The sequence below is a fragment of the Methyloceanibacter sp. genome, assembly GCF_051306395.1.
Lineage (GTDB): Bacteria > Pseudomonadota > Alphaproteobacteria > Rhizobiales > Methyloligellaceae > Methyloceanibacter.
The window spans coordinates 1-12,978 of sequence record NZ_JBPPND010000141.1; the positions used below are offsets into that span (position 1 = coordinate 1).

Annotated in this window: 12 protein-coding genes and 1 pseudogene; 3 read left to right on the forward strand and 10 right to left on the reverse strand. The window is 63.3% G+C overall.

Translation table 11 applies throughout. From position 1 onward, the window contains the following. Positions 1–201 precede the first annotated feature (201 nt). Positions 202–987, reverse strand: a complete 786-nt coding sequence (locus ACSLE4_RS07305) for a substrate-binding periplasmic protein (protein ID WP_435903817.1) — start codon at positions 985–987, stop codon at positions 202–204. Between the two features lie 265 nt (positions 988–1,252). Here ACSLE4_RS07305 and ACSLE4_RS07310 point away from each other — a divergent pair, with 265 nt between their 5' ends. Beyond that, positions 1,253–2,587, forward strand: coding sequence for a class I SAM-dependent methyltransferase (locus ACSLE4_RS07310; protein ID WP_435903818.1), 1,335 nt, complete (start codon positions 1,253–1,255; stop codon positions 2,585–2,587). A gap of 110 nt (positions 2,588–2,697) precedes the next feature. Continuing rightward, positions 2,698–4,278, forward strand: coding sequence for a S1 family peptidase (locus ACSLE4_RS07315; RefSeq protein ID WP_435903819.1), 1,581 nt, complete (start codon positions 2,698–2,700; stop codon positions 4,276–4,278). Between the two features lie 9 nt (positions 4,279–4,287). Here ACSLE4_RS07315 and ACSLE4_RS07320 read toward each other — a convergent pair whose 3' ends face one another. Beyond that, positions 4,288–7,230 carry an AsmA family protein gene (locus tag ACSLE4_RS07320; RefSeq protein ID WP_435903820.1) on the reverse strand — a complete coding sequence of 981 codons (2,943 nt, stop codon included), beginning with the start codon at positions 7,228–7,230 and terminating at the stop codon, positions 4,288–4,290. Positions 7,231–7,360: 130 nt separating this feature from the next. After that, positions 7,361–8,464: a linear amide C-N hydrolase gene (locus tag ACSLE4_RS07325; RefSeq protein ID WP_435903821.1), complete on the reverse strand. Its 1,104-nt coding sequence runs from the start codon at positions 8,462–8,464 to the stop codon at positions 7,361–7,363. Between the two features lie 156 nt (positions 8,465–8,620). Between ACSLE4_RS07325 and ACSLE4_RS07330 the strand changes: the two genes are divergently transcribed. Next, on the forward strand, positions 8,621–8,893 hold the full coding sequence (locus tag ACSLE4_RS07330) for a DUF3303 domain-containing protein (RefSeq protein WP_435903822.1): 273 nt from the start codon (positions 8,621–8,623) through the stop codon (positions 8,891–8,893). 15 nt (positions 8,894–8,908) lie between these two features. On the opposite strand, the gene ACSLE4_RS07335 is transcribed toward ACSLE4_RS07330, so the two are convergent. From ACSLE4_RS07335 to ACSLE4_RS07365, 7 genes and pseudogenes are all read right to left on the reverse strand, one after another. Next, a complete protein-coding gene (locus ACSLE4_RS07335; protein ID WP_435903823.1) occupies positions 8,909–9,340 on the reverse strand; it encodes a hypothetical protein in 432 nt (143 codons plus the stop codon). A gap of 88 nt (positions 9,341–9,428) precedes the next feature. After that, positions 9,429–9,917 carry a pyridoxamine 5'-phosphate oxidase family protein gene (locus ACSLE4_RS07340; RefSeq protein ID WP_435903824.1) on the reverse strand — a complete coding sequence of 163 codons (489 nt, stop codon included), beginning with the start codon at positions 9,915–9,917 and terminating at the stop codon, positions 9,429–9,431. 61 nt (positions 9,918–9,978) lie between these two features. Further along, positions 9,979–10,431 (reverse strand): arsenate reductase ArsC, encoded by a 453-nt coding sequence (locus tag ACSLE4_RS07345; protein ID WP_435903825.1) that lies wholly within the window; start codon positions 10,429–10,431, stop codon positions 9,979–9,981. Between the two features lie 6 nt (positions 10,432–10,437). Continuing rightward, positions 10,438–10,947 carry a UPF0262 family protein gene (locus ACSLE4_RS07350; protein WP_435903826.1) on the reverse strand — a complete coding sequence of 170 codons (510 nt, stop codon included), beginning with the start codon at positions 10,945–10,947 and terminating at the stop codon, positions 10,438–10,440. A 2-nt stretch (positions 10,948–10,949) separates the two neighbouring features. Beyond that, a complete protein-coding gene (gene hisD / locus ACSLE4_RS07355) occupies positions 10,950–12,248 on the reverse strand; it encodes a histidinol dehydrogenase (protein ID WP_435903827.1) in 1,299 nt (432 codons plus the stop codon). An 8-nt stretch (positions 12,249–12,256) separates the two neighbouring features. Continuing rightward, positions 12,257–12,730, reverse strand: a complete 474-nt coding sequence (locus tag ACSLE4_RS07360; protein WP_435903828.1) for a DUF2948 family protein — start codon at positions 12,728–12,730, stop codon at positions 12,257–12,259. Between the two features lie 89 nt (positions 12,731–12,819). Continuing rightward, a pseudogene (locus ACSLE4_RS07365) lies at positions 12,820–12,978 on the reverse strand (UDP-N-acetylglucosamine 1-carboxyvinyltransferase); the annotation flags it as partial.

Here is a 12,978-nt window from a genome sequence, read left to right on the forward strand (position 1 = left end):
CTCGTAGAACAGCCTGCCCTGGTCCCGCCTCTGCCGACCCATCATCGCCCAGTCCTCCGTCGCCAACCCTCAGCAGACGGAATCACCGTTCGGCGCCACTCTCAACGCCTTTATCGACAGCATCGGTCAGAAGGGGACGTCAGGCTGATGTCCCTGCGCGCCAAGAGGTGGACCTGGGCCTCGTAGCGGGGCGATTGCTGGTTAGTCCTGGACGCTCTGGGCGTCCCATTCCCTAAGGGCGGCGCGCACCAATTCGCGAAAGCGACCGTCCTCCGTCACTTCCGTGATGCCCTCACCGAACTTCGGGGACAGCCCAACGCAGGGAGACTTCTTCGAGAAGGCCACAAACAACTCCTCCGAAAGTAGCTCCGGCTCCAGCGGTTGGATCTTGTCGCTTAGCGCCAGCCGCACCAGCTCGGCAGTCCCCGGGTAGTAGGCCGCGATCACGTAGTCGGCGTCACCTGACGTGAGCGCGTCGAACGCGGCGGGCAGCCCGTCTACCCGTGCGACCGTGAGCTTGTCCTTCAGGAAGGCGTCAAACGTCGTACCAAAACTCTCTCCTTTATTCGCTACGCCCTTCTTGCCGATGAGATCGTCCTGCCCATTGAACTCGATCGGGTCATCGTTTGAGACGAAGATTTGGACCGGATCGTAAGCAAACGGCGGCTCGACATATTCAAGATATTGGGCCCGCTCGTCGTTGTAATACACGCCAATGATCATATCGGCCTTGCCCTCGCGCGTTGCTGACTGCGCTTCGGACCACGAGCCCATGTATTTGGATTCGAACGGCACTTCGAGTTCATTCGCGATCTCTGCGATGAGAAGTGGCGCCGCGCCTTTAATGTCGTCCCCGACCCTGAAGGCCATGACGGGATAGTCGGGATGGCCCGTCGCAACGATCTTGGTGCAGGTCTCGTCGGCACGAGCCACATTGGCGGAGAACATCGCTGCGACAAGCAAGCTCAGACAGACGCTTTTTTTCATCCTCAACCTCGTTCTTCCAAGGGTGGTCCGCTGCTGGCCTGACCTTATCGACCTAAGCCCGGCGGGCCAAACCGAAGTTATTCTTTTGGATCGTGCCGGCCAGGCTTCAGGAGGAGGCGCAAACACGCTTAGAGCGGTGGCGGTAAAGTCTCTATCCAAGTAAAAGCAGGGCGACGGGTGAGGGTCACACTTTGCGGCGCTTGCTAATGGGTTCGCAAATTCGCCCGCCGCTACGGCGCGGGCATAGCAAACAGGATCGGACAGCATGGGGAAAGCTGATCGCCGTGTCGGGGCGCTGCGCCGCCTCGCGGAACATGTGGCCGAAGTGGCGCCGCTCGACCTCTCGATCAGGCTGTGGGACGGGACGGTGATTCCCCTGTCGCCCAAGTCTGATCTCGGCAAGGCGGATCACGACACGGCGGATCACGGGCTGACGCTCTCAATCGCGACTCCAAGGGCGCTGACGCGCCTGGTGCGCCGGCCGCGCCTGCCCACCTTGGTGGAGCTGATCGCCGAGGGTGCGCTCGACCTCGAAGGCGGGACGTTGCTCGACCTTGCGGCCCGGGCCGGGTCGGGGTCCACGCGAGGATTGGCGAAGCGGTTGGACAAGAGGCTTGCGATTCGCGCGCTCCTGCCTTTCGTCTTCGGGCCCGGCGGCGGCGGCCAGGGACACGCCTATACCGGCGTGCAAGCCGCGAAGCATGGGAAGGGCCGCGACGACAAGGCGCAAGTGCAGTTCCACTATGACGTCTCGAACGCCTTCTACGCGCTCTTCCTCGACCCGGAGATGGTCTATTCCTGCGCCTATTTCCGGGATTGGGAAGCGGACCTCACCACGGCCCAGATCGCGAAGCTCGACATGTCTTGCCGCAAGCTGCGGCTGCGCCCGGGCGAGAGGATGCTCGACATCGGCTGCGGCTGGGGCGGGTTGGTGTGCCATGCGGCCCAGCATTACGGCGTGCGGGCGCATGGCGTCACACTGTCGGAGGCGCAATTCGACTTCGCCACCGAGAAGGTGAAGCGGCTCGGCCTACAGGACAGCGTCACGATCGAACTGCGCGACTTCCGCGACTTGTCGGGTATCGAGTTCGACAAGGTCGCGTCGATCGGGATGTTCGAGCATGTGGGGCTCGACAACCGCGACGGCTATTTTCGTCATATCCGATCCCTTCTGAAGCCACGCGGCATCTATCTGCATCACGCCATCGTGCGGCCGATGAAGGCCACCGAGAAGAAGTTCCGCAAGGGCAGCCCTGAGTTCCGCGCTATGGTGAAATACATCTTTCCCGGCGGCGAACTCGACCATATCGGCGGCAGCACCGACGCGATGGAGCGCAACGGGTTCGAAATTCACGACACCGAAGGCTGGCGCGAGCATTACGGGCGGACCTGCCGGCTGTGGACGGAACGGCTCTACGCCAATCGGGACGCCGCCTATCGCGAGGCCGGAGAGGCAAAGACCAAGATCTGGCTGATGTATCTTGCCGGCTGCGCCCTCGCCTTCGAGCGCGGCACGCTCGGCATCTTCCAGACGGTCGCAACAAAGCGCGCACGAGGGGCGTCGGGCCTGCCGCCGACGCGGGAGGATCTCTACGCCTGAAGGCGCAAGGAAATTGCAGCTGTCATCAAGCTGTCATCCACACGGAGACGTTAAGCGCGTAGCTTGGAGCGAGTAGATTGTTCTGGGTCGAGCACCCGAGGGGGGGAACCTTGAGACAGGGCCTCGGCGTTAGCGCATTGGCAGCCATCATGGTGGCGCTCGTTTCATGTGCGGCCGACGCTTCGCCGCTCATGACGGGGCGCTCCCAGGCCGACTCTGTCTCCTCTCGACTCTCGCTGCTCCATCGGGTCCTGATCTACGCCAAGGAAGGGAGCTCGAAGCTCCTCGACGGGCGCTGGAATTTGAGCCAGAGCGAGGCGAAGCTCGGCATCAGGCTCTCACCCGACGAGACGAAACAACTGATGGCCTGCACGGGGCGGATCGTGTGTCACAACCGGGGAGAAACGGTTTTTGGCTCCGCGTCGAGCGTGCTTAGACCGGACCTGCTGGTCACGGCGAAGCACGTCTTCTCCAAAGGCAAAGGCGGGCCGGTGTCCTCGGGAAGCTGCAGCTTCCGCAGCTTCCTGCATAGAAACGTGGCCGTTCCGATTGTGATCGAGAAGGACCAGAGGAAGGGATATTTTCTGAACAACGAGGATTTTATCGTCGTTCGCCTGAAGCGCGAATTGAAGGACTGCGGTTCGTTCGCGATCAACAACGATATTTTCCTGTCCGAGGGGGAACAGATCTTTTCGGCGACCGGGTACCAGCGGAACAGCTTGAACAAAATCTCGCTCCGGGAACCTGTGCTCGCCAAGGGAACGATCAGAAGCGTCTCCACCGGATTTTGGGGCGGGCCGCCGTTCTACTACGGTGAAATCGACCTCGACGAGGGAGGGTCTGGCGGCGCGGTTTTCGCTCTCAAGGACGGACGCCCGGTTTCGGACGGCGAAGGCCGTCTCATCTTAAGGGGAATTTTGGTGGCCGTCGGACCGCGCGCGAAGAACGGCAGCCCCTACAGCGAAGAGCGAAACTATACGATCATCGTCGGCCTTCAGGACGAGTTTAGGGACCTGGTCAAGGGCAAGGCCCATAGACCTTTTTCCGTGGAACAGGCGCAATGTCTCCAAGGCGGCGCGGCCAAGATCGATGTTATTTCAGAAGCCGTTCCGCGGCCTCAGTCACCAATGCTCGCACCTTTCCTTCATGAAGACGCGTGCAGCCGCGAACCGAACGCCGATTGCACACAGCTCGCAAAGGAATTGAAAAAGCTCGCAAGAGGGATTGAGACTTTGGCAGCGACGTCGGCCACATCGTCGCGCGCGAAAGGGAAGCATCAATTCAAGCTGAAGAACGACACAAGCTGCCCGATCTGCTTCACCTATAATCGTTGCAACGAGTACGGTTGTTGGGACGAAGTGGTGCGGGCAAGCGGCAAATCGACACTTTTCGCCGGCGTGAGCGAGCGGGCACCCGTGATCAAGAACCCGCAATTCTGCGCGTCGGGGCGGTTGCTCGCCGATTGGCGGCCGCCGCTCCCGCCAATGAAGCCTGCGCTGCCGCCGCCTCTTCCGCCAAGGAAACCGGGGCTGACGCTCGCAGCGGCCGACTCTCACGCTTACGCTGCCGCGCCCGAGGCCATATTCTTGGCGGCCAAGGAAAAGGCAAAACGCGAGGGCGTCTGGACGCTCACAGAAGAGGACATTCGCGGCTTGAGCCTCGGACAAATCTCCGAGCTGCGAGGCTACTAAGCTGACGGATTAGTTTCCGAAGCTGCCCCCGAAGCCAGGCGCGCTGTCCTGCTTCGGGGCAGCCTGTCGCTCGGGTGCCGCTTGCTGTTCGGCCGCCGGGGCAGGTTCCGTCTCAGGCGGCTGTGCAGCGGATTGGCCATTCGCGGCAGGCGCGGAAGCCGCATCGGCGGTAGGCGGAGCCGCGCCGTCCGTCCGCGGGGCCGCGTCCTTCTTTTTCACGCCGAGCATCTGCCCGATGCCGCCGACCACGCCCTTGGTGATGGCGGTCGGGACGGCGACGCTCTTCTCCACGAGCCCGCCGTCGCCCGTATCCAGCCCGAGCAAATTCGTCGGCATGGAAATCAAGCCGCCGCCGAGCTTGTCCAGCTGCTGATAGGCGACGACCGGGTTCTCCAGGACGCCGACAATGTCGGGATATATGGCGGGATTATCCCACGGCCCCGTGACGGCGATGGGCACAGGGAAGCCGAGCATATTGTTCTTGCCACTTTGGCTCTCGACGCTCGCCAGCATGAACGGGTTGATGCGGAACTTGAGGCGCTGCGCCGGAAGATCCACGGTGCCTACGCCGCCGATGGAAACCAGCGGACCCAACAGCCGCAAATCGTCGGTCTGCGCCTGGCCGTTTGCGATCTGGAAGCCGGCGCCGAACTTGCTGAAGACAGTCTTTGCCTCCTGCTTGTACTGCCAGCCCGTGAGAATGCCGGTCGTCAGGGTGCGCAGCATGTTGGCGACGTTGAGCCCGCGCAACGCGCCATCCGTAAACTCAAACTTCGCCGTGCCGTTGAGACTTGAGACCAAGGCGTGTTCGCTGTTGCCGCTGGCGCTGAGGTCGAGTGCGATGGCCGCCTTGCCTTCGATGGTGCGGAACTCCGCGAGGTCGCTGAGGAATGGATAGGCCTCGAGCCCGGCGAGCGCGACGGTCAGACGATGGACCGGCGCCGCGCCGCTCGCATCGATCGAAAGCGCCAGCGATCCGCCACCGCCATAGGCCTTGAGGCTTGGCGCATTGACGCTGAGCTTGCCGCCGGAAAGCGTGACCTTGGCCGTCCCCGCGCCGATCTTGATCTTTTCATAGACGAACTGATTGAGCGTCAGGTCGACATCGGCATCGACGCCTTTCAGCGCCAACACGCCGAGCTTTTCCGTTCTCCAACCGAGACCGCGGGTTCGTGGTGCGGTCACGGGCGCAGGCGCGGGCGCCGCGGATTCGGCCTCGCTTTTGGCCGGCGGCGCCACGGCGATTTCCGTCTCGCCTCCTAGCGGCGCCAGAGGATTGGGTGCGGGGGACGGCGCCGGCGCGGCGTTTTTCTCGCCTTCACTGTCCTGCCCCGTTGCCACCTCGGCAGCCGGTTCGGCGTTTGCGGAGGCCGCCTTCCCTGTCGATGTCCCCGTCAGTGTCGCCTTGATGCTCGGCACGTCGCCGGCGAGATTCGCAGCCACCGTGCCTGAGACGCTTTGATCGCCGGAACTAGCCGTGATCGGATCGAGAACCAGAGTGTCGTCCTTGTAGGTTCCGTTCGCCGTCACCGTGTTGGGCCCGGAGACTGCGGTGATCCCGCTGAGCACAAGCGTGTCGTTCTTGTAGAAGACGGAGCCATCAACCGAGGCCTTGGCGGAAAGATGGGACGGTGCGTCAATGGCAAGCTTGATCGGCGCGGGCTCTCCGCCGATGAGCTGTTCGATCCCGCCAATCGAGCCCGTGACCTTGGCGGGCTTTCCGTCGACGTCGACGGTGACATCAAGACTGACAGTATCGTCTTGGTATGTCGCGCGCCCGGTCATCGTCCGGCCACCGATAACCGCCGTGACGTTGCTGAGCGAAAGCAGATCGTCCGTGTAGGATGCCGCGCCGGATGCGGTGTCCTCGCCGGAGACGACATTGAACCGAGAAAGCGCGAAGGTCCCGTCTTTATATGTGGCGTTGCCCGAGAGAGAGGCCGGCGCCGGGAGATGGTCCGGCGCGTTGACACCTAGTTCGAGAGGCGCTTCTCCGCCGGCAAGAAACCGGTCGAGGCTCCCGAGCGAACCGGTGACGCGGAAAGGTTTTCCTTCGGGCGCGGCTTCCACATCCACGGAGAGCTTGTCGCCGGCAAGGTTCGCCGTTCCCGAGAATGGTGTCTTGTCGAACGTGCCTTGCGTGATGGAGAGCGTGTCGTCGCCATAGGTGGCGTTGCCGGTCAGCGCGTGCGGCCCGTACTGCGCCTGGAACTGGGCGAGCTTGAACACCCCGTCCTTGTTGGACGCCGCAGCGGAGACCGTGACTTGGTGCGGGAGCACGGCCGGAGCGCTGAGCACAAGTTTGACCGGCACCGGTCCGCCTTCCACAAAATGGGCGAAGCTGCCGATGGAGCCCGTGGCAGTCACGCGCTCGCCGTCATAGGCAGCTGACGCGTCAAAAGTCAGGGAACCGTTGCCCGATGGAAGCGACGCCTCGGCGTCGAGTGCGGTGATTTGTTTTCCTGGCGCGCCATCGCCGGACGGCGGCATGACCACCGTACCGTTGCGGACGATGAGCTTATCGAGACTGAGGGCGCGGAGACCGCCTTGCTCGGACGCGCCTTCCGAACCGGCGCCAGGATCCGGCGTGTTACCGCCAGTCAGCGGTAGCGTGACGACCGGATCGATGAGCTCCACCTCGGTCAGTTGCACCTTGCCGCTCAACAGGCCGCTCGCGAGCAAGCCAAATTTCAAGGTGCGTGCGGTGATGAACTCGGCGGAACCGCCGGCCGAGGGCCCGGCAATGCCGACATCTTTTGCCACGAGATCGAGAGACGGGAACAAGGTGATGCGCATCGGGCCATCCACGCGCACGCGATAGCCCGTGGCGCTCTCCACCTGAGCAAGCACCCTCTTCTGCAGATCGTCGGTGGCGATGAAGTAGGGAGCGACGAATACGAGCCCAACGCCAAGGATGACAAGAGCCGCAAGGCCGATGAGTATGCGTCGCAACGTTTTCCCCTTCGAGCTCGTAAAAACCCCGGCGAAACGACGCCGGGGTGGCTAACCTAAGGACAAAACGCGGCAGAGTCTTGTCTGGCTCGAGGGCCCGTCAGCACGGGCCCTCGCAGACTTGCTTGTGTCAGTTCGCTGCCGGATCGGCCTGCATGAACTGGAAGGGGGTGGCCTCCTCGAAGTGCTCGGCGGCGTTGCCCGAATAATATTTGCCGCCGGCGATCGCCAGCTTCTTGGCCGGCGCGCCTTCGGACAGATCCAGATCCGCCAGCGGCACCCAGAATGTGTTCGGGGTCGTCGCCGAATCGAAGAAATAGACCTTGTTCTTCTGGTCTGAGACCGTGCGCCATAGGGTGGAGGCGATGTTGGGTTCGTCCGGTGTGGTGATGCCCAACGGCACGCTGACGGCGCGGACCACCGACATCACTTCGGCGACGGCCTGGTTGGCGTATGTGCCCTCGGGCACAGCCGAGATGAAGTTTGGATCGGCCTTGCCGGGAACTGCGCCAATCAAGAAGGACGCGCGTGCGAAGCGGTCCGGCGCGGAGTTCGTGCCCGGTAGGAATTTCAGGCCGCCAATCTTCTCCCAGTACGAGTTGAGCGCAAGTTGCTGGTCGTAGGTCGGCGAGTTGGTCATCACCACATATTGCTTGCCGTGATGGACCACGAGATCGCCGCCGATATATTCGAAGATCGCCGAGTCGCCGCTCGGATCGGAAACCGACAAATGGAGCTGCGCCGCCGAGCCATTCGGCAATTTCGGCGCGATGATGCGGAAGGGCTGCGCCTGCAAGCCATCCACGGCCTCAGCCACCGTCGCGTAATTGTCGAGCACGTATTGCGCCCAAAGGCCGATGGACATCGGCGGCTTGCCGTCGAGGCTGCCGTAATCGGACTCGGCCAGGTAGAGCAGATTGGCCACCAAGCCCTTCTCGTTCATCCCGTCCGCGCTGGCGATATTGTAGCCCGAGGCGATGACGCTACCGAATTTCGAGACCCATTTCGGCGAGTCCGGCCCGGCCGCGCCATTGCGCGCCATGCCGCGCGGGAACGCCCATAGGTCGGTCTGCATGTCCTGCATCCAATCCATCGACCGGCCGGTAATCACCATGTCGTCGGAGCCGGTGTAGAGCGCCCGCGTGCAGGCCGCGGCGACGGGGGGAAGCGTGACCGCACCCGCCGAGAGCGTCAGCGCAAGGACGGAGATTGTCGCTAATTTATCGAAAGTCATGCTGTTCGCTCGCCTCCAAGTTGTCTTGAAGCTGTTTTTGCGCGATCGATAAGCGCTGGAGAGGGATAGCCGAATTTCTTTAACAGACGTGCCGTAGGATCGTTCAGATTGGTCCGGCTCGGCGCAGCACGGCAGTTATTTCACCGGAGAAAACCAATGCTGTTTGTCTGCTATGTCACAATCGACCCGGAAAGCCGGGACGAGGTCATCGCACGCTTCAAGGACGATGGCATCGTGGAGCCAAAGGGCGTCAAGCTTATCGGCGCCTGGATCGCACTCACCCAGCAAGAGACGTGGTCCATCTTCGAGGCAGATAGTGCCGAGGCCATCATGAAGCTGTTCGAGCCCTGGACCGACCTCAACGTTCACCAGATCGCGCCGGTGATGGACTTCGCGGCCCTCAAAAAGTACGTCGACGCGAATGACTAGACATGCGCCTCACGATCACGATTGAGCCGCGCCGTTGGGTCCATGGGCGCGGTCCGGCGCATCCGCGTCCGCTAGCCGCTGTGCGAGAGACGCCGGTTTCGCCTTTTCCTCCCATTTGGGGGTGCTCTCGAATGCCTCCTGAGTCACCTCGCGAATCGTGCCGTCGACCTGCTCCAAATCGCCGACCACCCGCTTCGCCATCTCGACATAGTGCTGGTGAATGGCGAGCAGCCGCCGGCGTAGGTCCTCGTTTACGGATCGCAGCGCGGAAAGCTCGCTCTGCTGGCCGGCCAAGCGGTTGCGCAACTCGTTGCGCTCCGCCACCAAGCGTTGAACCGCCGCAGCCCCGGCAAGAGCGGCGCTTTCGATCGCTTCATCCGAAGCGAGATCGCCGTTCTCGTAGGGCTGCTGGCCCGCGTTTTGCGTGTCTCTGGGTGTGTCCGTCATATGCGCAGTTCCTTCCCTCGCAGGGAGGGAAACGACACAGACGTAAACTCGTTCCAGCCCCGCTGCTTTCCGCAGCCATTTTCTGAGGTCAGCGCAGGCCGACTTCGGCGACTTTGTCCTTGTATTCTTCCTTTGGATCGGCGCCGAACAGCATCTTGATCCCGGCGAGGAAACTCGACTCATCGAGCCAAATTTCGGCATGCTCGGGATCGAGACGCAGAAGCGTGACCTTCGGATCGTTCTTGCCGCCCTCGAACCACGCGGCGACATAGGAATTCCAGAACTTGTCGATCTTGGCCGGGTCGTTATCGACGCGAACCGTGCCGTGCACCGTGGCAAATAGATCGTGCCCCTTGGAGGCGAAGGTCGCGACCGCGCGTCCGGCCGCCGAGCCCACAGCCCTGGGGATCTCGGTGTCATTCGCGGTGAAGAACCAGATGGGCCCGCTCTCGTCCTCGACCATGGCCGTCATGGGCCGGGGATGGACGTCCTCGTTTCCTTGCAGACCGAGCATGATCGTGCGGTCGGATTCGAGCGCATTCCAGAATTTCGCCTTCATTTCCGCGGCACTTGGCATTGTTTTCTCCTCGTAGGGTTCGAGGGGAAACGCGCCAGGACACACGCCGTTCCGGCCTGTTTCAAACTCCAGGCGCACCGGCCAGCCGGAAGCGCTGCTTGATCTTGGCGAACAGCCGGTCGCGGACGTCGCGATAAGCGTCGAGAATCTGTTCGCGGCTGCCGCTAGCCAGAGTGGGATCGGGCGTCGGCCAGTACTCCACGTCAACGGCGTAGCCGTGGGCGAGCTCGAGAGCCTTGTGCTGGGCTTCCGGCGCGAGCGTGACGACGAGATCGAAGCTGAGATCGTGCAGATCGCCGATCGACGCCGGCTCATGGCGCGACATGTCGACACCCATCTCCTCCATTACGGCGATGGCGAACGGGTCCGGCTCGCCGGGGCGCACGCCCGCAGAGTCCACATAGATGCGCTTGCCGGCGAGATGTTTGAGGATGGCGGCTGCCATGGGCGAGCGGACGGCGTTGCGGCTGCAGGCGAAGAGGACCGCGCCTGGCAGATCGCCGCCTTGGCCCACCCTCGATCAGCCCTTCCAGTGAAGCGCGCAAAGAAGCGTGAAGAGGCGCCGTGCGGTGGCGATATCGACCGCGACCTTGCCCCTCAGCCGCTCCATCAAAAGATGGCTGCCTTCGTCGTGGAGCCCGCGGCGGCCCATGTCGATGGCCTCGATCTTCGATGCGGGCTGCGTCTTGATCGCGGCGTAATAGCTGTCGCAGATCAGAAAGTAGTCCTTCACGATGCGGCGGAAGGGCGACAGCGAAAGCATGACGTGCTGGAGCGGCACGCGGTCCGCGTCGGCCACGGAGAATACAAGGCGGTTGTCGGCCAGCGACAGATGCAGCGTGTACGGGCCCTCGCCGTCATGGCCTTCCAGCGTGAAGGCGTTCTTCTCCAGCAGGTCGAAGATGGCGACCTCGCGCTCATGCTCGACCTCCGAATTGTCGCGGCCGAGCGAGACCTCATCGAGAGTCACCTCGATCAGCCGCGCGCTCTCGGGCCATGTCCTGTCCTCGGGTTCCTCGGCGTCGGTCATGGCTAGTCCGGCAAATTGAGTCTGATGGCCACGGAGCGGCGGTGGGCATCGAGCCCTTCGGCGCGCGCGAGCCTCATCGCGGCGGGCCCAAGGCTCTTGAGGCTCTCGGCGTCGAGCTTCAGCAGCGAGGTGCGCTTCATGAAGTCGAGCACGCTTAAGCCCGAGGCGAAGCGGGCGCTGCGCGCCGTGGGCAGAACATGATTGGTGCCGGCCACGTAGTCGCCGATCACTTCCGGCGTGTAGCGGCCGATGAAGATGGCGCCCGCGTCCTTGATCTCGGCGGCAAGCGCGTCGGCGTTGTCGGTGGCGATCTCCAAATGCTCGGGCGCCAGACGGTCGGCGATGGCGGGCGCCTCGGCGAGGCTCTCCACCAAAATCACCGCGCCAAACTCGTCCCAGCTCGCGCGCGCGGTCTTCGCGCGAGGCAGCGTCTCGAGCTGCGCCTGCACGGCCCGCCCCACGGCGTCCGCGAACTCTACGTCGTCGGTAATGAGGATGGATTGGGCTGCGGTGTCGTGCTCGGCCTGAGCAAGCAGATCGCTCGCGATCCAGGCGGGATCGTTGTCGCGGTCGGCGATGACCACGACCTCGGACGGCCCCGCCACCATGTCGATGCCGACCTGGCCGAAGACCTGCCGCTTGGCAGCGGCGACATAGGCGTTGCCGGGCCCGACGATCTTGACCACGGGCGCAATGGTCTCGGTGCCGTAGGCGAGCGCGGCGACGGCTTGCGCGCCGCCGACGCGATAGATCTCGTCGACGCCGGCCAGCGCCGCGGCGACCAGCACCAGCGGGTTCAATTCGCCGCGCGGGCTCGGCACCACCATGACGAGACGCTCCACGCCTGCGACCTTCGCGGGCACCGCGTTCATCAGGACGGAGCTCGGATAGCTCGCCGTGCCGCCCGGCACGTAGAGCCCGGCGGAGGCGACAGGTGTCCAGCGCTGGCCGAGCTCCACGCCGATCTCGTCTTTGTACGACTCGCTTTGCGGCAGCTGGCGCTTGTGATGATCGAGAAGGCGCGCATGGGCGAGCTTCAGGGCATCGACCGTCTCGTCGTCGACCAGGGCGAGCGCCGCCTGGATATCATCGTCAGAGACGGCGATGCCGGTCTCGGCCAGATCGAATTGGTCGAATTGTTTCGTGAAGTCGATCAGCGCCGCGTCGCCGCGTTCGCGCACGGCCGCGATGATCTTGGCCACCGCGTCGTTCACGTCGGTGGACGACTCCCGCTTCATGCCGAGCAGAGCCTGGAAGCGCGCCTCGAAGGCGCCATCGCGCGTATCAAGCATCTGGGCCATGGGTGTCCTTATGCGCCGGAGGCTTCGGACCCTTCCGGCTCCACGGCGTCCTCACCCGGGTGTTCCGGCTTGTTCCGCGTCGCCCAGGCGGGCCCGAGATCGCGCAACTCCGCTTCCACGCACTCCACGTCGAGCTGAATGGTCACCTCGCCGGAGAACAGAAGCGTGACCTTGCCGCTCGGCGCATCGCCCGCCTCGAACTGTACCGCCAGCAGCGACAGTACGCGGTCGGGCTTCTCCGGCCGGAGATCCCGGTGCTGTGCGCGGAGCACCCGGTCGAAACGCAAGGCCGTGCGGCGCCGCTGATAATTGCCGCTGTCCTGCTTGGCGCTCTCCCAGTCAAAGCGGTTGAGAATGGCGGCAAAGCGCTTCTGAGAGGGCACATAGGCCATATCGCCCACGCGCACGACGGCGTCTTGAAGATGCGAGGAGACGACCTGGAGATCTTCTTCGTCGAGGGCGAGCAGCTTAAGCGGGGTCATTGGCAAGAATCACTGGCGATAAAGATGGGCTCCAGCATGGGGTTACCATGCTTCTCGAGGTTGAGGCAGAAGGAATAGCGCAGGCGAGGCTAACCGGAAAGCCGGTCGATTTGCGCGCCGCATTTGCGCAATTTCTCCTCGAGCCGGTCGAAACCGCGATCGAGGTGGTAAACGCGGCCGATCAGCGTCTCACCTTGCGCGGCAAGACCCGCAATAATCAACGAGACCGAGGCACGAAGGTCCGTGGC

Excerpts from the sequence above, each read along its gene's own strand:
- ACSLE4_RS07350 (WP_435903826.1), bottom strand. The coding sequence starts at position 10,947 with ATGACCGACGCCGAGGAACCCGAGGACAGGACATGGCCCGAGAGCGCG.
- ACSLE4_RS07340 (WP_435903824.1), bottom strand. The coding sequence starts at position 9,917 with ATGCCAAGTGCCGCGGAAATGAAGGCGAAATTCTGGAATGCGCTCGAA.
- ACSLE4_RS07310 (WP_435903818.1), top strand. The coding sequence starts at position 1,253 with ATGGGGAAAGCTGATCGCCGTGTCGGGGCGCTGCGCCGCCTCGCGGAA.
- hisD (WP_435903827.1), bottom strand. The coding sequence starts at position 12,248 with ATGGCCCAGATGCTTGATACGCGCGATGGCGCCTTCGAGGCGCGCTTC.
- ACSLE4_RS07330 (WP_435903822.1), top strand. The coding sequence starts at position 8,621 with ATGCTGTTTGTCTGCTATGTCACAATCGACCCGGAAAGCCGGGACGAG.
- ACSLE4_RS07325 (WP_435903821.1), bottom strand. The coding sequence starts at position 8,464 with ATGACTTTCGATAAATTAGCGACAATCTCCGTCCTTGCGCTGACGCTC.
- ACSLE4_RS07305 (WP_435903817.1), bottom strand. The coding sequence starts at position 987 with ATGAAAAAAAGCGTCTGTCTGAGCTTGCTTGTCGCAGCGATGTTCTCC.
- ACSLE4_RS07360 (WP_435903828.1), bottom strand. The coding sequence starts at position 12,730 with ATGACCCCGCTTAAGCTGCTCGCCCTCGACGAAGAAGATCTCCAGGTC.
- ACSLE4_RS07335 (WP_435903823.1), bottom strand. The coding sequence starts at position 9,340 with ATGACGGACACACCCAGAGACACGCAAAACGCGGGCCAGCAGCCCTAC.